The 17,443-nt window shown below is 63.0% G+C and carries 13 protein-coding genes; 3 read left to right on the forward strand and 10 right to left on the reverse strand.

Annotation, left to right across the window (positions count from 1 at the left end; genetic code table 11):
• Window positions 1-55: 55 nt before the first annotated feature.
• On the reverse strand, window positions 56-1,987 hold the full coding sequence (locus AC1DUY_RS12240; RefSeq protein ID WP_478114506.1) for an AMP-binding protein: 1,932 nt from the start codon (window positions 1,985-1,987) through the stop codon (window positions 56-58).
• A complete protein-coding gene (locus AC1DUY_RS12245) occupies window positions 1,984-2,805 on the reverse strand; it encodes an ABC transporter ATP-binding protein (protein WP_478114508.1) in 822 nt (273 codons plus the stop codon). Before AC1DUY_RS12245 ends, AC1DUY_RS12240 begins: the two co-directional genes overlap by 4 nt.
• A gap of 227 nt (window positions 2,806-3,032) precedes the next feature.
• Here AC1DUY_RS12245 and AC1DUY_RS12250 point away from each other — a divergent pair, with 227 nt between their 5' ends.
• The gene (locus AC1DUY_RS12250) at window positions 3,033-3,707 is read left to right on the forward strand and encodes a Crp/Fnr family transcriptional regulator (RefSeq protein ID WP_478114510.1); all 675 of its coding nucleotides are present in this window, start codon (window positions 3,033-3,035) and stop codon (window positions 3,705-3,707) included.
• Between the two features lie 163 nt (window positions 3,708-3,870).
• Here the strand turns inward: AC1DUY_RS12250 and AC1DUY_RS12255 are convergent, their stop codons facing one another.
• The 7 genes from AC1DUY_RS12255 to AC1DUY_RS12285 form a co-directional block, all read right to left on the reverse strand.
• Complete coding sequence (locus tag AC1DUY_RS12255; RefSeq protein ID WP_478114512.1) at window positions 3,871-4,566, reverse strand: ABC transporter ATP-binding protein; 696 nt, start codon at window positions 4,564-4,566, stop codon at window positions 3,871-3,873.
• Window positions 4,566-5,315 carry an ABC transporter ATP-binding protein gene (locus AC1DUY_RS12260; protein WP_092147550.1) on the reverse strand — a complete coding sequence of 250 codons (750 nt, stop codon included), beginning with the start codon at window positions 5,313-5,315 and terminating at the stop codon, window positions 4,566-4,568. Before AC1DUY_RS12260 ends, AC1DUY_RS12255 begins: the two co-directional genes overlap by 1 nt.
• Complete coding sequence (locus tag AC1DUY_RS12265) at window positions 5,312-6,625, reverse strand: branched-chain amino acid ABC transporter permease (protein ID WP_478114514.1); 1,314 nt, start codon at window positions 6,623-6,625, stop codon at window positions 5,312-5,314. Before AC1DUY_RS12265 ends, AC1DUY_RS12260 begins: the two co-directional genes overlap by 4 nt.
• Entirely contained in the window at window positions 6,622-7,569 is a 948-nt protein-coding gene (locus tag AC1DUY_RS12270; RefSeq protein ID WP_068738207.1) for a branched-chain amino acid ABC transporter permease, read from the reverse strand. Before AC1DUY_RS12270 ends, AC1DUY_RS12265 begins: the two co-directional genes overlap by 4 nt.
• A 202-nt stretch (window positions 7,570-7,771) precedes the next feature.
• Window positions 7,772-9,004: a branched-chain amino acid ABC transporter substrate-binding protein gene (locus AC1DUY_RS12275; RefSeq protein WP_093760115.1), complete on the reverse strand. Its 1,233-nt coding sequence runs from the start codon at window positions 9,002-9,004 to the stop codon at window positions 7,772-7,774.
• Between the two features lie 128 nt (window positions 9,005-9,132).
• Complete coding sequence (locus AC1DUY_RS12280; RefSeq protein ID WP_478114517.1) at window positions 9,133-11,577, reverse strand: CaiB/BaiF CoA-transferase family protein; 2,445 nt, start codon at window positions 11,575-11,577, stop codon at window positions 9,133-9,135.
• Between the two features lie 61 nt (window positions 11,578-11,638).
• The gene (locus AC1DUY_RS12285) at window positions 11,639-12,475 is read right to left on the reverse strand and encodes a uroporphyrinogen-III synthase (RefSeq protein WP_478114519.1); all 837 of its coding nucleotides are present in this window, start codon (window positions 12,473-12,475) and stop codon (window positions 11,639-11,641) included.
• Between the two features lie 143 nt (window positions 12,476-12,618).
• Between AC1DUY_RS12285 and purU the strand changes: the two genes are divergently transcribed.
• On the forward strand, window positions 12,619-13,479 hold the full coding sequence (purU, locus tag AC1DUY_RS12290) for a formyltetrahydrofolate deformylase (RefSeq protein WP_184515047.1): 861 nt from the start codon (window positions 12,619-12,621) through the stop codon (window positions 13,477-13,479).
• Window positions 13,480-13,512: 33 nt separating this feature from the next.
• On the opposite strand, the gene AC1DUY_RS12295 is transcribed toward purU, so the two are convergent.
• Window positions 13,513-13,779 (reverse strand): hypothetical protein, encoded by a 267-nt coding sequence (locus tag AC1DUY_RS12295; protein ID WP_139212653.1) that lies wholly within the window; start codon window positions 13,777-13,779, stop codon window positions 13,513-13,515.
• Between the two features lie 282 nt (window positions 13,780-14,061).
• On the opposite strand from AC1DUY_RS12295, the gene AC1DUY_RS12300 reads away from it, so the two are divergent.
• Window positions 14,062-17,199: an autotransporter outer membrane beta-barrel domain-containing protein gene (locus tag AC1DUY_RS12300; protein WP_478114522.1), complete on the forward strand. Its 3,138-nt coding sequence runs from the start codon at window positions 14,062-14,064 to the stop codon at window positions 17,197-17,199.
• Window positions 17,200-17,443: the final 244 nt, after the last annotated feature.

Consider the following 17,443-nt stretch of genomic DNA (forward strand, 5'->3'; position numbering starts at 1 on the left):
GCGCGCGTTAGCGCGCGTGCCGAGTGAGGGGGGCTATCGGTAAAGCTCAGGTTCTTCATTCCGCCGCCTGCATGCGCGCGCCATCCCGCGCCATGTCCACCACGACCAATCTCGTGCGGATGCGCTGGGAGGTGCCGTCCTGGAAGCGGATGGTGGTGTCGACGGGGATATCCCGGGCGCCGCCATAGATGCCGTCGATGATATCGGCGTATTTCTCGTTGATGACGCTGCGGCGGACTTTTCGCGTGCGGGTCAGCTCGCCGTCGTCGGCGTCGAGCTCCTTGTACAGCAGCAGGAATTTGGCGATCCGCTGCGCGGGCGGCAGCGTGGCATTGACCGTCTCGACTTCCTTGCGGATCATCTCATAGACCTCGGGGCGTGACGACAGGTCCGTATAGGTCGTGAACGAGATGCGGTTCTTCTCGGCCCATTTCGAGATGATCGAGAAGCGGATGCAGATCATCGCCGCAAGCGCGTCGCGGTTGTCGCCCAGCACCACCGTCTCGGCGATATAGGGCGAGAATTTCAGTTTGTTCTCGATATATTGCGGGGAGAAGCGCTCGCCGCGCGCGGTCTGCGCCAGATCCTTGATGCGGTCGATGACCACGAGTTGCTTGTTGTCATTGAAATAGCCGGCATCGCCGGAATGCATCCAGCCATCGCGCAGATCGGCGGCGGAGGCCTCGGGCGATTTGTAATAGCCGAGGAACATGTTGGGGTGCCTGACAACGATCTCGCCGACGCCCTGCACATCGGGATCGCGGACTTCGATCTCGATGCCGCTGCCCATCGCGATGCCGGTGGTGTCGGGATCGACGGCATCCGGCGGATGCAGTGTGAAGGCGCCGAGCGTCTCGGTCTGGCCATAGAGCGTGCGCAGCGGCACGCCCATAGCGCGGAAGAATTTGAATGTGTCCGGGCCCAGCGCGGCGCCGCCGGTGGCGGCCGAGCGCAGCCGTGTGAAGCCGAGACGATCACGCAGGGCACGGAACAGCAGCGTATCGGCGACGGCCGAGCGCTTGCCTTGCGCGAGTGCGGATAGCCCGGATTTCATGCCGAGTTCATACAGGCTCTGCTTCAGCGGCGATGAATCCATCACCCGTGCGCGCACGTCCGCTGCGATGCCTTCCCAGACCCGCGGCGCGAACAGCACGAAGGTCGGCGCGATCTCGCGAAAATCGTTCATCATGGTGTCGGCCTGCTCGACGAAGTTGACCTTCATCCGGCTCAGGAGACCTTTGCCGAGTGCGTAGACCTGTTCCATGATCCAGGGCAGCGGCAGTACCGAAACATATTCGTCGTCCGGTCCCTTCGGATCGAACGACAGATACACCGCGCAGTGGCCGAGCACGCGGCCTGCGGCGAGCATCGCGAGCTTTGGGTTCGATGTCGTGCCTGACGTGGTGCAGAGGATCGCGACATCCTCGCCCTGCGTCGCATCGACCAGTTGATCGTAGAGGCCCGGCTCGCGCGCCGCACGGTCGCGGCCCATCTGGGCGAGCCTGTCGGCTTCCAGCAGACGTGGATCATCGTATTTTCGCATGCCGCGCGGATCGCTGTAGACGATGTGCTTCAGCGCAGGGACTCGCTCGGCGAGGGTGAGCAGCTTGTCGACCTGTTCTTCATCCTCGGCGAACACGATCTTGGCTTCGCCGTAGTTCAGCAGATAGGCGGCTTCCTCATCGAGCACGTCGCGATAGAGACCGAGGCTCATGCCACCGATGGCATGCGCGGCGATCTCGGCAGCGACCCAGTCCGGCCGGTTATCGCCGATAATGCCGATGACATCACCACGCGCGATGCCGAGCTCGACCATGCCGAGCGTGAAATCCTTCACCCGGGCATGGTAATCGTTCCAGGTGAACTCCCGCCACAGGCCGAAATCCTTCTCGCGCAGCGCGATCTCTTGGCCATGTTCTTTGGCGTTGAGGCGCAGCAGCTTCGGATAGGTATCTGCCTGTTTGACGCGTCCGGCATAGTCCATCATGCGGCACTCTCCGCAGCGATAGGCGCATGGTCGGGATCGACGAGGGCTTCGTCTTCTTCACCGAGATAGGCGCGCTTGACGTGTGGATCGGCGAGCACGGCAGCCGGATCGCCCTCGGCGATCTTGCGGCCGAAATCCAGCACCATCACGCGATGGGAGATGTCCATCACGACGCCCATGTCGTGCTCGATCATCATCACCGTCATCCCGTATTCTTCATTGAGATCGACGATATAACGCGCCATGTCTTCCTTCTCCTCGAAGTTCATGCCGGCCATCGGCTCGTCGAGGAGGATAAGGTTCGGCTCCAGCGCCATCGCGCGGGCGAGTTCGACGCGTTTGCGGAGACCATAGGGAAGGGTTCCGGCGGTCGCCTTGCGCACGCTCTGCAGATCGAGGAAGTCGATGATCTCCTCCACCTTGCGGCGATGCTCGAGCTCTTCCTTGCGCGCGCCGGTCAGCCAGTACAGCGAGCCGGTGAGGAAGTTGTTCTTCAGGAGGTGATGGCGGCCGACCATGATGTTGTCGAGCACGCTCATATGATGAAACAGCGCGAGGTTCTGAAAGGTGCGGCCGATGCCGAGGCCGGGACGGGCGTTGGGGTTGAGCCCGGTGATATCCTTGCCGTGATAGAACAGCTGGCCTTCGGTGGGGCGATAGCGGCCGGAGATGCAGTTGACGATGGAGGTCTTGCCGGCGCCGTTCGGCCCGATGATCGAGAACAGCTCGCCGTCATTGACAGCGAAGCTCACATCGGTGAGCGCGCGAACGCCACCAAAGCGCAGTGACACCCCGCGCACGTCCAGAGCAATCGCCACTCAAATCCTCCCAGATACGGCGCTTGTCGCGCTCTTTATCCACGTTCCTCGGATGGTCCCGAGCCTATATCGCCCGGTGACGCTAAGCCATTCTACTAATGACCTTTCGCGGTGGTCTTCCCTACGTCAAATCGGTATCCTGAAATGTCTCGCGGCGGACAATCTGCCTGCCAATTTGTCGCGCGAGCGTTCTTTTGCGCTGCAACATTCGAAGTGAAGCGGACCCTATGATTGCTGCAGATCATCTCAAGCGCATCGCGGCCTGGGCGCGGGACCTGAACGAGAAGGAGATCGAGGTCGCGCGCGCCGGCATCGTCGAGAAGTCGTTCAAGGCGAATGAATTCGTCTGCATGCGCGGTGACCAGTTTGAATACTGGACCGGCGTTGTCAGCGGTCTGGCGAAGATCGGCACCATCTCGCGCAGCGGCAAGGAAGTCAGCATCACCGGCCTGACGGCGGGCGCGTGGTTCGGCGAGGGCAGCGTGCTGAAGAACGAACCGCGACGTTACGACATTGTGCCGCTACGCGACTCCAAGCTGGCGTTCATGGAGCGTCCGGCATTCATGTGGCTGTTCGAGAACAGTGTCGGCTTTAACCGCTTCCTGGTCTCGCTGTTGAACGAACGGCTCGGTCAGTTCATCGCACTGACGGAATATGGCCGCAGGCTCGATTCTACCGGGCGGCTCGCGCGCTGCATTGCCTCGCTGTTCAACCCGATCCTCTATCGCGACGCGACCAGGCATCTGGACATCACCCAGGAAGAGCTCGGTGCAATCAGCGGCATTTCGCGGCAGAGGGCGAACCAGTGCCTGCAGACGCTGGAGAAGGAGGGTCTGCTGCGGCTCGAATATGGCGGCGTGACAGTGGTCGATCTAGAGAAGCTGGGTAGCTACGGCGATTAGGGATTCCCTCGCCCCGCTTGCGGGGAGAGGGTGGCGTGGACGAAGTCCGCGACGGGTGAGGGGGAGCCAGCGAGTGAAACACTGGCTCCCCCTCACCCGAAGCCTCGCTGACGCTCGGCTCCGACCTCTCCCCGCAAGCGGGGCGAGGTAAGGAAGTCGGCGCTTACACTTCCAACCATTCCCTGCGCACGGCGTCATTGGCCTTGAGTTCGGCCGGCGTTCCCTCGAACACGATGCGGCCGTGCCCCATCACATAGACCCGATGCGAGATGCGCAGCGCGATGGAGAGCTTCTGCTCGACCAGCAGGATCGCCACGCCGCGGCGCGCGATCTCGGCGATGAGGTCGCCGACCTGCTGGACGATGATCGGTGCGAGGCCTTCGGTGGGCTCGTCGATCATCACCAGTTCAGGATCGCCCATCAGCGTCCGGCAGATCGTCAGCATCTGCTTCTCGCCGCCCGACATTACGCCCGCGGCGGTATCGGCGCGGGCTGCGAGGTTCGGAAACATGTCCAGCATATCGTCGAGTTTCCACTGGCCCGGCTTGCGCGGATCCTTGATGCCCAGCATCAGGTTCTGCCGCACTGTCAGGCCCGGGAAGATGTCGCGATGCTCCGGCACATAGCCGAGGCCAAGATGCGCGATCTTGAAGCTCGGCAGGCCGGCGATGTCCTTGCCCTTGAACTTGATAGAGCCATGCGGCGGTACTTCGCCCATGATCGCCTTGACGGTGGTCGAGCGGCCGACGCCGTTGCGGCCGAGCAGAGACACCACTTCGCCGGCATCGATATGCAGGTCGACGCCCTGCAGGATGTGGCTCTTGCCGTAATAGGCGTGCAGATCCGTGACTTCCAGCATCAGGCAGCCTCCTCGCCGAGATAGGCTTCCTTGACCTTGGGATTGCCGCGGATCTCCTCCGGCGTGCCCGAGGCGATGATCTGGCCATAGACCAGAACCGAGATGCGGTCGGCGAGGCCGAACACCACGCTCATGTCGTGTTCGACGATCAGGAGCGTGCGGCCCTCGGTGAGCCGCCGGATCAGTGCCACCGCGCGTTCGGTCTCGGCGTGGCTCATGCCGGCGGTAGGCTCGTCCAGCAGGATGACATCGGCGCCGCCTGCAATGGTGATGCCGATTTCGAGCGCGCGCTGTTCGGCATAGGTCAAGAGACCCGCGGGCACGTCGCGGCGCGACACGAGGTTGATATCCTGCAGGATCTGCGCGGTGCGGTCGCGCACCTCGGGCAGGTTGTCGACATTCTTCCAGAACGCGTAACGATGGCCGGTGGCCCAGAGTACGGCGCAGCGCAGGTTTTCCCACACGCTCATCTTGGCGAACACGTTGGTGACCTGGAACGAGCGCGACAATCCGCGCCGGTTGATCTGGAACGGCGGCAGGCCGGAGATCACCTGATCGCGCAGCAGGATGCTGCCGACTGATGGCTTCATATAGCCTGATATCAGATTGAACAGCGTCGACTTGCCGGCGCCGTTGGGGCCGATCAGCGCGTGGCGTTCGCCTTGCGCGACCGTCAGGTTGACGTTGCGGATCACGGAGGTGATGCCGAAGGTCTTCTCGACGCCGCGCAATTCAATGGCGGTGCTCATGCGGCCACTCCCTTCTCGCGCGCGGCGGTCAGGGCATCGTCCCAACTGCYGGCGACGCGGGCCCAGGTCTTGCGCGCGATGATGAAGCCGCCGATCAGCAGCACGGCGGCAACGGCCCAGATCGCGGGGTTCGCTGCATCGAATGGAATCCCGAAGGCTTTGATATGCGAATCCTCGCCGGGATTGACGGTGAAGTGGACCGTGGTCTCGATCGCCAGCATCAGGCCGGTGATCATCGCCAGCGTCGGTACGAAGGCGACGAGATAGCTTGGCAGCACGCGGCTGAGCGTGCCGCCTTTCAGCAGCGGCCGGTGCATCATCAGCAGGCCTGTAATGCCGCCGGGCGCGAACATCACCACGGCGATGAAAATCAGGCCGAAATAGAGCTGCCAGACCTGCGTGAGATCGGAGAGGCCGAGCGACAGCAGCGTGACGAAGATCGCGCCGACGATCGGACCGATGAAGAAGCCGACGCCGCCGATATAGGTGGCGAACAACACGGTGCCCGATTGCACGGCGCCGAGATAGGCCGAATTGGCGATCTCGAAATTGATCGCGGCCAGCGCGCCAGCAATACCTGCGAACAGGCCGGAGAAGCAGAAGGCGATATAGCGGATGATGTGCGGATCGTAGCCGACGAACTGCACGCGTTCGGGATTGTCGCGTACGGCGTTGCACATGCGCCCGAGCGGCGTGCGGGTGAGGGCATACATCGCGATGACGGCGATCAGCGTCCAGGCCGCGACCAGATAATAGATCTGGATCTGCGGACCGAAGCTCCAGTCGAACAGGCGCAGGACTTTGGTGCGATTAGCGGAGACGCCGGCTTCACCGCCGAAGAAGGTGCGCAGGATCAGCGCCGACGACGCCACCAGTTCTGCGACACCGAGCGAGATCATCGCAAAGGCCGTACCGGAGCGCCGCGTCGACACCCAGCCGAGCAGCATGGCGAAGACGAGGCCGGCCGCGCCGCCGACCAAAGGCACCAGCGGCAGCGGGATCGCGAACTTGTTCCTGGCGATGATGTTGATGGCGTGGATCGCTAGAAAGCCGCCGAGGCCGTAATAGACGGCATGGCCGAACGACAGCATGCCGGTCTGGCCGAGCAGGATATTGTAGGACAGCGAGAAGATGATCGAGATGCCGATTAGGCTGAAGGTGGTCAGCGATCCGCCCGACGAGAACAGTTTCGGCAGCACCAGCAGCGCCAGCGCGGCGGCGATCCAGATGCCGTAGAACTTCAGCCGGTCGGAGGCGGCGGGGCGGGGCGGCGCGATGGTTGCCGGAATCTTGGCTAAGGCGTCGCTCATGTGTCGCGTGTTCCCAGCAGGCCCATCGGGCGGAAGATCAGGATCAGCACCAGCAGCAGATAGGGCATGATCGGCGCGATCTGGGCGACGGTGACGTTCCAGATGTCGGACAGCCAGGTGGCGGCGTAGTCAGGGCTGAGCGGGCCGAAGGCGCCGGCCAGCGAGCCGTTCATCGATACAGCGAAGGTCTGCACGAGGCCGATCAGCAATGAGGCGATGAAGGCACCAGGCAGCGAGCCGAGGCCGCCGACGACCACGACCACGAACAGGATCGGACCCAGCAGACCGGCCATGTTGGATTGCGTGACAAGTGCCGGGCCTGCGATCACGCCAGCAACGGCAGCCAGCGCGGTGCCGACGCCGAATACCAGCATGAAGATGCGCCCGACATTGTGTCCGAGATGGCCGACCATATGCGGATGCGTCAGCGCCGCCTGTACGATCAGGCCGATACGCGTGCGCTTCAGCACCACCAGCAATCCGATGAAGATCACGATGGAGACGACCAGCATGAAGATCTTGAAGGCCGGGTAGTTGGTGGAGAACAGCGTGAAGGCCGGGAAGTCGAGCAGCGGCGGTACGCGGAAATCAACCGGGCTCTTGCCCCAGATAATCTGCACGATCTCCTCAATGGCGAACGCAAGCCCGAAGGTGAACAGCAGCTCGGCGACGTGGCCGTTCTTGTGGACGTGACGCAGGCCATAGCGTTCGACGGCGGCGCCGAGCGCGCCGGCCAGCAGCGGCGCAAGGATCAGCGCCGGCCAGAAGCCGAACCAGCGGCTGATCTGAAAGCCGAAGAACGCGCCGAGCATATAGAAACTGGCATGGGCGAAGTTCAGCACGCCGAGCATGCTGAAGATCACCGTCAGGCCTGAGGCCATCAGGAATAGCAGCATGCCGTAGAGGACGCCGTTGAGCGTGGAGATGACGATCAGTTCAAGCACGAAGTATCTGCCTCTCGGGTGAGGAGTGTGCCGGAGTGCGGCGGCGTCTTAACCTCTCCCCGCTTGCGGGGAGAGGTCGGATTGCGCAGCAATCCGGGTGAGGGGGAGGCAGTGAGTGAAACTGAGAGTCCCCCTCATCCGTCCCGAACTTGCTCTGCAAGTTCGGTCCACCTTCTCCCCGCAGGCGGGGAGAAGGCAGGGCTTACGGCCGTTCCATCTTGCAGGTTGTCGGCAGCACCGTCTGCGGCGTGTCGATCTTGGCGGCCAGCTTCCAGCCCCAGCCGGTCTTTTCCTCGTCGAACGGCTCCTTGTCGGTGCGCTCGCCGAACGAGGCGATATACATCGGCTGGAAGAACTGATGGTCGTCCTTGCGCATGTTGCCCTTGCCGCCGTCGAACACCTCGAACTCCATGCCTTCGAGCGCTGCAGCCACCTTCACCGGATCGAGCGACTTCGCTTTCTCGGCGGCCGCGGCGAACATGCGCATCTCGTTCACAGCGCGCGGATAGAACAGGCTGAAGTCATATTTCGCGCGCAGTGCCTTTTCGAACACGTCGGCCGAGGCGTGGCCGAGATTCGGGATGCCTTCGGCGATCTGGAATACCTGATGATTCAGGCCGGCCTGTTTGATGGCGGTCGGGCCACCGGTGCCGCCGGCATAATAGGTGAACCAGCTCACCTTCAGGCCTGCGTCAGCCGCAGCCTTCAGCAAGAGGGCAAAATCCTGACCCCAGTTGCCGGTGATGACGCTGTCGGCACCAGATGCCTTGATCTTCGCGATATAGGGCGCGAAGTCGGTGATCTTCAGCAGCGGATGCAGCTCGTCGCCGACGATCTTCACGTCGGGCCGCTTGGCGCCGAGCATGGCGCGCGCCTGGCTGCGCACCGACTGACCGAACGAGTAATCCTGATTGATCAGGTAGACGTTCTTCACCGCAGGCACGGTCTTGATGTAGTTGGTGAGCGCTTCCATCTTGATGTCTGAATTGGCATCCCAGCGGAAATGCCAGAAGCTGCATTTCTCGTTGGTCAACACCGGATCGACGGCGGCATAGTTGAAGTACAGCACTTCCTTGCCAGGATTGCGGTCATTGAACTTGGTGACGAAATCCGACAGCGCACCGGCGACCGACGAGCCGTTGCCCTGGGTGATGTAGCGAATGCCGCCATCGATCGCCTTCTGTGCCTGGATCAGGCTCTCTTGCGGATTGGTCTTGTTGTCGAGCGGGACGATCTCGACCTTCTTGCCGAGAATGCCGCCCTTGGCGTTCAGCTCGTCGGCGAGAAACTGGAAGGTCTTGAGGCCGACTTCGCCGACGCTGGCGCCGCCGCCGGACAGTGGATCGATATAACCGATCTTCACGGTCTCCTGCGCCATCGCCGAGCCGCCGAGCATCGGCAGCGCAATGGACGCAATGAGGGCTAGTTTGCGCATGGTGTTTCTCCCTGGAAGCATTTGTGCTGGCCGTTTTCGCGACGCCGAATCTTTTGATCCATCCGTCGCTGGCCTTATGCCGGGAGTGTGAGCCATGGCCGCCGAAGCTGCAAGCCTCACTTGCTGCCTCACTTGGTCGTAGGCGCGGCCTTCGCTTTCTTGGATATCGCAGCGTCGCCAATGATTTCCGCGGCGCGCAATTCGTCGATGTCCGCTGCGCTGAGGCCCAGGAGATCGCGCAGGACTTCCTCATTGTGCTGGCCGAGCGTCGGCGCCAGCCGGGTGATCGGGTAGGGCAGTTTCGCACTGCCTTCGCGATAGGCAACGGAGGGCAGCAGATGCGGGCCCATAAATACCTTGGTCACAGGCTGCCAATGTCCGACTGCGAGCAGGTGCGGATCCCCGGCCAGATCCAGCGGCAGTCGCGCGGTACCCGCGGGCACGCCGGCGTCCTGCAGCGTCACCATGGCCAGATCCGGTCGCACCGTCGTCGTCCAGTGCCGGACCGCGACCTCAATACGGTCCTCCTCGGCGCGGCGGCCCTCGGTGGTGGCAAGTGCAGCATCTTCAGCCAGGTCGTTGCGATGCATGACCTTGCACAGCGCTCGCCATTCGTCGTCGCTGCGCACGGCAATGGTGATCCACTGATCTTCGCCGAGACAGGGAAAGCAACCGTTCGGCACGAAGCGCGGATGCCGGTTGCCGATGCGCGGGCCGGATTTGCCGGTGGCTGATTGCTCGATGACCGAGGGTGCGACAAGAGGCAGCAGGGCTTCCGTCGCACTGAGATCGATGTGCTGGCCGAGGCCGGTATTCTTCTGATGCATGAAGCCGAGCATCAATGCTGCTGCGGCGCTGACGCCGCCGAAGGGATCGCCGAGCGCGGCATGCAGCATGGTCGGCGGATCGCCTTCGCGGCCGGTGACAGATGGCAGGCCTGAGGCCTGCTCCAGCGTCGAACCATAGGCGCGCACGCCGCTCCATGGACCGGTCATGCCGAAGGCGGGCATCGTCACGACGACGAGGCGTGGATTGATCTTGTGCATCGCTGCGGCGTCGAGACCCATGCGTGGCAGCACGTCGGCGGCATAATTGTCGATCACCGCGTCGGCGCCGGCGAGCAGTTGTTTCAGCAGCTCCTTGCCGCGGGGATTGGTGAGATCCAGCGTGATGCCGCGCTTGTTGCGGTTCATCTGCTGAAACCAGTAGATTTTCTCGTAGGTGCGTTCCGGAAAATACGGGCCGCGCGGATCGGTGCCGCGAAACCAGTCCGGATACTGGCAGGACTCGACCTTGATGACGTCGGCGCCGAGATCGCCCATCTGCCGCGTTGCCGATGGTCCGGCCCAGCCCATGGTGAGATCGATAATGCGCAGGCCTTTCAACGGCTGCGGATCGTCCGGTGTTGCCTGCCGCGTCGCTACGCGCTGATGCGTGGGCAGGGCGTCGATCGTGTCATCGCCGGCAAATGGCACGCGGCCATTCGGCTTCGGCCGCGAACCGGTGAGTGTCTGCGGCAGCACCGGCGCATCGAATGATGCCGTTCCAATCTCGACTTTCGCGAAGGCGCCGCGATCGCGGTAGTATTGCTGCTTCAGCAGCGTCTCCATGTCCGGCACGACAGCGAGCGGAAGACGCAGCTTGATGCCCATCTCGAACCATTCGTTGGCGCTCTTGTGCATCAGGATGGGCTGGAAGATATCGAACAGCGCTTTGGAATTGTTGGTGCGCGCGAGACCGTCGTTGAACTGCGGCTCTGTCTCCAGTTCGGGAAGGCCGAGCATCACGCAGAACGCAGCCCATTGCGCCGGCGTCACGACCGTGATGCCGAGCCAGCCGTCCTTGGTTGGGAAATTGCCGACGGGATAGCCGCGGCCGAACCGGTTGATGGCCATGCGTGGCCGCGTGAAGCCGACTTCCAGTGCGAGTCCTGTGTCGAATTCGCTGATCTGCAACATCGCCTCATGCGCGCTGACCGCAAAGCGCCGCGCGCCGGTGTTGCGACCATACATGCCGGCCAGTGTCGGAATGAACGCGGTGAGGCCGGCCATGACGGCGATCTGGCCGTCGCGCGGCAGCACCGGCGGGCCTTCCTGCGCACCGACCAGCTTCACGCTGCCCGCGAGACTGCGACAGACGGAGTCCGTCGTCTGATAATTGCTGTAGAGGCCGTGTTCGCCGAACCACGAGATCGCGGTGATCGCGAGGCCGGGTTGCTCGTTGCGCAGATCATCATGCGTCAGGAGTGAGTTCGGAATCTCCGAAGGCGCGCGCGCGTCGATCAGCAGGTCGCATGTCGCAAGCAACGCGCGGATACGCGCGACATCGTCGGACTTGTTGAGATCGGCAATGACACTGCGTTTGTTGGTATTCAGCCAGGCGAAATATCCGCTCTCGCGGCGGCCATCGCCGGCATCGACGAGCGGCGGGTATTGCCGCGCATGATCGCCGCCCGGCGGTTCGATCTTGATGACCTCGGCGCCGAAATCGGAAAACAGTTTGCCGCAGTAATCCAGCGTATCGCCGGATCCGATTTCCGCGACACGCAAATCCGATAGTGGCAAGTTTGGCATTTCCGCCCGATCATTTTTTTATGTGTCGGGGCATCATGTCGAGATGTGTGCGGGCGTCAAGTCATTCGGCGCGCGCTGCAGCCTTGTCGAGCGCGATCGACATCGCCGAGATCAGCGGCTTCATGAAGAACGCATCATTGGCTGGATAGATGTCGGCCTCGAGGCCGTACAATTTCAATTCATCAGACACGACGGGACCAACCGATGCGATCGGTGTCTTTGCAAGTGCACTGCGCAATTGATCCTCGCGGCCGTGCGCCTTCGCTGCATCGACGAGACGGCGCACCTGACCCGAACTCGTCAGCGCGATGGCATCGACGCGGCCGGCTTCCATTTCGTCGATGGCCGAGAGGATGTTCGTTTCAGCGGCCTTGGAGTCGTAGACGTAAGGCAGCACGGGATCGACCTCGGCGCCGCAGGCGGTGATCGCTGATATCAGAACGCTGTGCTCCTTCTCGGGATAGAGCTGCAGGCCGAGGCGATGGCCTTTGAGATCGAGCCGCGACAGCATTTCGGCGACGCCTTCGGAGGTCGGCTTCTCGGTGGTGATGTCAGCCTCGAGGCCGATCTCGCGCAAGGCGCGCCCGGGCTTCGGACCGCGTGCGAATTTGCGGGATTTGCCGACCGCCGCCACGAACTCTTTTTCGATGCCGCGGTGGCGCACGATTTTCATCATCCGGCGAAGCCCTTCGCCGGTCATTAAAACGAGGTCGTCGAACGGGTTAGCGATGAATCGGCCAATCCAGGCCTCGACCGGGGCGGAATCCGGCGCATCCTCGATGGTGAACATCGGACATTGCAGCACATTGGCGCCCTGTTCGGTCAGCAGGCGGGAGAATTGCGCTTCCTCGCGGGTCTCCAGGATCAGGATGCGGTAACCGTTGAGCTTGTCAGCCATCTCTGTTTTCTGCCTGTTTTCGCACGTTAATTCGCTGGCAATAACGTCCATATTGCAGCGCGCAATTGGATTGGCGCAAGGCCGCCGCGGATGATAGAGCAGGGCCTCAATTCCAGTTCACTTGAAGCAGATCAGCCCGTCCCATGTCCCATCAATTCGTCCTGACCCTGTCCTGTCCAGACCGCCCTGGCATTGTGTCCGCTGTATCGACCTTCCTGGCCCAAAATGGCCAGAACATTCTCGATGCCCAGCAGTTCAACGATGTCGAGACCGGCCACTTCTTCATGCGCGTCGTGTTCAACGCCGCGGATGTGAATGTCGAGCTGGCGGCGTTGAAGACCGGCTTCGGCGCCATCGCCGAGCGCTTCAAGATGGACTGGCAGATGCGCGACCGGGCGACCCGTCGCCGCGTCATGCTGCTGGTGTCGAAGTCCGATCACTGCCTCGTCGATATTCTGTATCGCTGGCGCACGGGCGATCTCGACATGATCCCGACCGCGATCGTCTCGAACCATCCGCGCGAGGCCTTCAAGGATCTCGATTTCGGCGACATCCCGTTCCACCACATGCCGATCACCAAGGAGACCAAGCGCGAGCAGGAGCAGGCGATCTGGGATCTGGTCGGCACGACCGAGACCGAGCTCGTGGTGCTGGCGCGTTACATGCAGATCCTCTCCGACGAGATGTCGGCGAAACTCTCCGGCAAGTGCATCAACATCCACCACTCGTTCCTGCCGGGCTTCAAGGGCGCGCGACCCTATCACCAGGCACATGCGCGCGGCGTCAAGCTGATCGGCGCCACCGCGCATTACGTGACCAGCGATCTCGACGAAGGTCCGATCATCGATCAGGACGTCGAGCGCATCAGCCATCGCGACACGCCGGAAGAACTCGTCGCCAAGGGCCGCGACATCGAGCGCCGCGTGCTGGCGCGCGCCATGCGCTATCACCTTGAGGATCGCGTGATCCTCAACGGTATGAAGACCGTTGTTTTCATGAACTGAGCGACGCCGTCGCGGCGCCGCACGATAGCGCGATCAGCGAACGGCTTCTGCAGAGGGCGATGTGGCGGGGTCGGGCCCGGTCATGGCGCCGGATTGCTGCTGCTCGTGCCGCTTCGCATAGGCTTCGTATTCCGGGCTGCCCGGACGCGGCGGCGCATCGGCGGGCAGGCCGCCAGCCCATGCCGGGATCAGGTCGGCCATGCCGCCGGCCATGAATGAACTGATCGAGCCACAACCGCCAAGACTGCAGGACAGCAGTACAAGACAGACAAAAGCGGGGACGCGGCGGGCTACTGGCATGGCGGCAACATCATTTGAGGCGGTCTGCGGAATATAGCAGATCTGCGACGTGCTTGCCGAGAATTGAAGGCAAATCAACGGTCGAATATTACCGAGCGTGGCTGGGCGGCCTCAGTGTTCCGGCAATCTCGCTGCCAAAAAGCCGGCCAGCTCGTCCAGTCGCTTGCGGTGAGAAATAATGAGGCGACGACGCGGTAGCATCATGCCATATTGGATTCGAGTGCATGAACTCACCGCGCTCTCTGCGTTAAATTGCAACGGGTGGCGGGTAGGATGCGGGTTTTGAATCAACGAGTGGCGCGCTGCTGGCTCGCCCGCCTTGTCACCGCAACGGCGCTGGTCCTGACGACGCTGCCGGTGGCAGCGCAGGACGCCACATGGCTGAACGCCCCCGGCAGCGGCGACTTCAACACGGTAGCGAACTGGGCCCCGGCCGCGGTGCCGACCGGCACCGCGTTCTTCGGCACGTCCGGCGTCGCCGCGCTGTCATTTTCGGCCTCTACGACCCTCGGCGGCTGGACCTTCAATGCCGGTGCTTCGGCTTACAGCTTCACCGTCGGCAGCAGTCTCTTTTTCGTCGGCGCCGGCATCGTCGTCAACGGCGGCTCAGTCGACATCACCAACAACAGCGTCATGACTTTCGCCAACTCCAGCACGGCCGGCAGTGCCACCATCGCCAACAACTTCCAACTGCAATTCATTAACACCAGCACGGCCGGCAACGCGGCTATCACCAATGGCGCGGCGGGTACCACGGATTTCGGCGGATCGACCGGCCCCCTTGGCGACAACAAGCTCAGCGCCGGCTCGATCAACGGCGGCGGCACTTTCAGACTGGGCCAAAACGAACTGACGGTCGGTGGCAACAACTTCTCCACCAACGTCACCGGCGTCATCGCCGACGGCGGCACCGGCGGCTCGCTGGTGAAGACCGGCGCCGGCACCATGATCCTGTCCGGGATCAACACCTACACCGGCGGCACGACCTTTGCCGGCGGCACTATCAGTGTCGCGCAGGATGCCAGCCTCGGCGCTGGCGCGGGTGCGCTGACCTTCAATGGCGGCACGCTGCAGACGACTGCCGGCTTTTCATCCGCGCGCAGCATTGCTTTGGGCACTGGCGGCGGCACCCTGCAGGTCGATACCGGCACTCTCGAACTGTCCGGCAATATCGCGGACAGCGGCGGGACGCCTGGCGCATTGACCAAGACCGGCGCCGGTACACTGTCGCTCACCGGCAACAGCATTTATACGGGCGCCACCAATATTCTTGCCGGCACGCTGCTCGCGAGCGGCTCGCTCAGCCCGGACAGCGCCTATGCGATCGCGGCCGGCGCCACGCTGGCCCTCGACAGCCCGTTCCAGTTCATCGGCTCGCTGGCCGGCGCCGGCAACGTAACCAATGCCAACGCCGCCGATGCGGTTCTGGTCGTCGGCCTCAACAACAGCAGCACGACCTTTGCCGGTGTGATCAAGGATGGCGCGGCGGCGAAGATGTCGCTGTGGATCGACGGCACCGGCGTCACGACACTGACCGGCGCCAACACCTATACCGGCGGCACCGCGATCTGCTTCTGCTCGACGCTGCAGATCGGCAATGGCGGCACCACCGGTTCGATCGTCGGCGATGTCGCCAACGGCGGCACGCTGATCTTCAATCGCTCGAACTTCTACAGCTTCGACGGAGTCATTTCCGACAGCGGCGCCGACCAGGGCAAACTGGTGAAGACCGGTGCGGGCAACACCGTGCTGAGCGGGATCAACACCTATACCGGGACGACGACGGTCGACGCCGGCACGCTCAGCGTCAACGGTTCAATCGCGTCGTCGTCGCTGACCACGGTGAATTCAGGCGGCACGCTCGGCGGCAACGGTTTTGTCGGCGACACGCTGATCAATGGCGGCACGCTGGCGCCCGGCAACTCGATCGGCACGCTCAATGTCACTGGCAGCCTGACGATGACGGCGGCATCGACCTATCTGGTGCAGATCTCCGGAGCATCATCGGACAAGACCATCGTCACCGGCACCGCGACGCTGGCCGGCAAACTCGCAGTCGATCCGCTGGCGCGCATCGCCGCGACGACGACCTATACGATCCTCAATGCCGGCACGATCAGCGGCAGCTTCGACACGATAACCGTGATCAACAGCTTCGCGCGCAATGCGCGGCTGAGCTATGTGGGCAACGATGTGTTCCTGACCGTCGATCCCGGCCTGCTCAGCCCGAACCTGCCGGACAGTGCCGGCCGTAATCAGAAAGGCGTCGCAACCGCCATCGACAATGCGCTCATGAGCGGCGGCACGATGCCGGACCAGTTCAACGCGCTGTTTGCGCTCATCGGCGATGCACTGCGCAACGCGCTGACCCAGACCTCGGGCGAGACGGCGACGGGATCGCAGCAGACGACGTTCAACGCCATGACGCAGTTCATGGGCTTGATGACCGATCCGTTCAGCGCGGGCAGGGGCTTTGATACGCCGGGCGCTATGGGCTACGCGGATGCGCGCAAGCCGCGTGATGCCTTCGCGATGTTGACCAAGGCGCCGCCGCGCGCGCCGTCCTTCGAGACACGCTGGAGCGTCTGGGCGTCGGGCTTCGGCGGATCGCAGACCACCGACGGCAATGCGGCGACGGGATCGAACACCGCGCGCAGCAGCATCGGCGGCACCGCTGTCGGCGCCGATGTGCTGTTGTCGCCGAACACGGTGGCCGGATTCTCGCTGGCGGGCGCCGGCACCAATTTCTCCGTGGCCAATGGCGGCAGCGGTCATTCGGACATGTTCCAGGCCGGTGCCTTCGTGCGCCACAGCGTGTCGTCTGCCTATATCACCGCCGCGGCCGCCTATGGCTGGCAGGACATCACCACCGATCGCATCGTGACCGTCGCTGGTCTTGATCGCCTGCATGCGCAATTCAATGCGAATTCCTATTCGGCGCGGGTCGAAGGCGGTAACCGCACTGTGAGTTCATGGCTCGGCGGCGTCGGCGTGACGCCCTATGTCGCCGCGCAGGTGATCGCATTCGACCTGCCGTCCTATGCGGAAACCGTCAATGGCGGCGCCAGCACCTTTGCGCTGAACTACGCGGGCAAGACAGTGACATCGACCCGCAGCGAACTCGGCCTGCGCACCGACAAGTCCTTCGCCGTCAACGATGCGATCCTGACGCTGCGTGGCCGCGCCGCGTGGGCGCATGACTTCAACAGCGATCGCAGCGTGGCCGCTACGTTCCAGTCGCTGCCAGGCGCATCGTTCACGGTGTCCGGCGCAGCGCCGGCACGCGATGCGGCGCTGACCACCGCCTCGGCCGAGATGGCATGGAGTAACGGCCTGTCGTTCGCGGCGACGTTCGAGGGCGAGTTCTCGGATGTCACGCGCAGCTATGCCGGCAAGGGTGTTGCGCGCTATACGTGGTAACAGGTGCCGAGGGCGCGGTGCGCTGCGCGCATTCGTTCGGCAGGAATTTGAAAATAATCCTTGACGTCATTCCAATGCAGATTATATTCCCTTGCATCCCGCTCCACTTGAGGGAGCGTTACCGGGACGCCGACTGGCGCGGGGCGGGATGTGGCGCCTGCGGGCGGGAGGAAGACGTTTCCTCACGCACTCGGGAGGCCTTGGGTCACCGTCCGGCCCCACTACGGGGGTCTGCCACTCATGC

The organism is Tardiphaga sp. P4_G1 (genome assembly GCF_056401215.1).

What these genes read in the sequence shown, in the direction of transcription:
- purU (WP_184515047.1), top strand. Translation starts at nt 12,619, where the DNA reads ATGTCCCATCAATTCGTCCTGACCCTGTCCTGTCCAGACCGCCCTGGC.
- AC1DUY_RS12260 (WP_092147550.1), bottom strand. Translation starts at nt 5,315, where the DNA reads ATGAGCACCGCCATTGAATTGCGCGGCGTCGAGAAGACCTTCGGCATC.
- AC1DUY_RS12280 (WP_478114517.1), bottom strand. Translation starts at nt 11,577, where the DNA reads ATGCCAAACTTGCCACTATCGGATTTGCGTGTCGCGGAAATCGGATCC.
- AC1DUY_RS12255 (WP_478114512.1), bottom strand. Translation starts at nt 4,566, where the DNA reads ATGCTGGAAGTCACGGATCTGCACGCCTATTACGGCAAGAGCCACATC.
- AC1DUY_RS12295 (WP_139212653.1), bottom strand. Translation starts at nt 13,779, where the DNA reads ATGCCAGTAGCCCGCCGCGTCCCCGCTTTTGTCTGTCTTGTACTGCTG.
- AC1DUY_RS12285 (WP_478114519.1), bottom strand. Translation starts at nt 12,475, where the DNA reads ATGGCTGACAAGCTCAACGGTTACCGCATCCTGATCCTGGAGACCCGC.
- AC1DUY_RS12240 (WP_478114506.1), bottom strand. Translation starts at nt 1,987, where the DNA reads ATGATGGACTATGCCGGACGCGTCAAACAGGCAGATACCTATCCGAAG.
- AC1DUY_RS12275 (WP_093760115.1), bottom strand. Translation starts at nt 9,004, where the DNA reads ATGCGCAAACTAGCCCTCATTGCGTCCATTGCGCTGCCGATGCTCGGC.
- AC1DUY_RS12250 (WP_478114510.1), top strand. Translation starts at nt 3,033, where the DNA reads ATGATTGCTGCAGATCATCTCAAGCGCATCGCGGCCTGGGCGCGGGAC.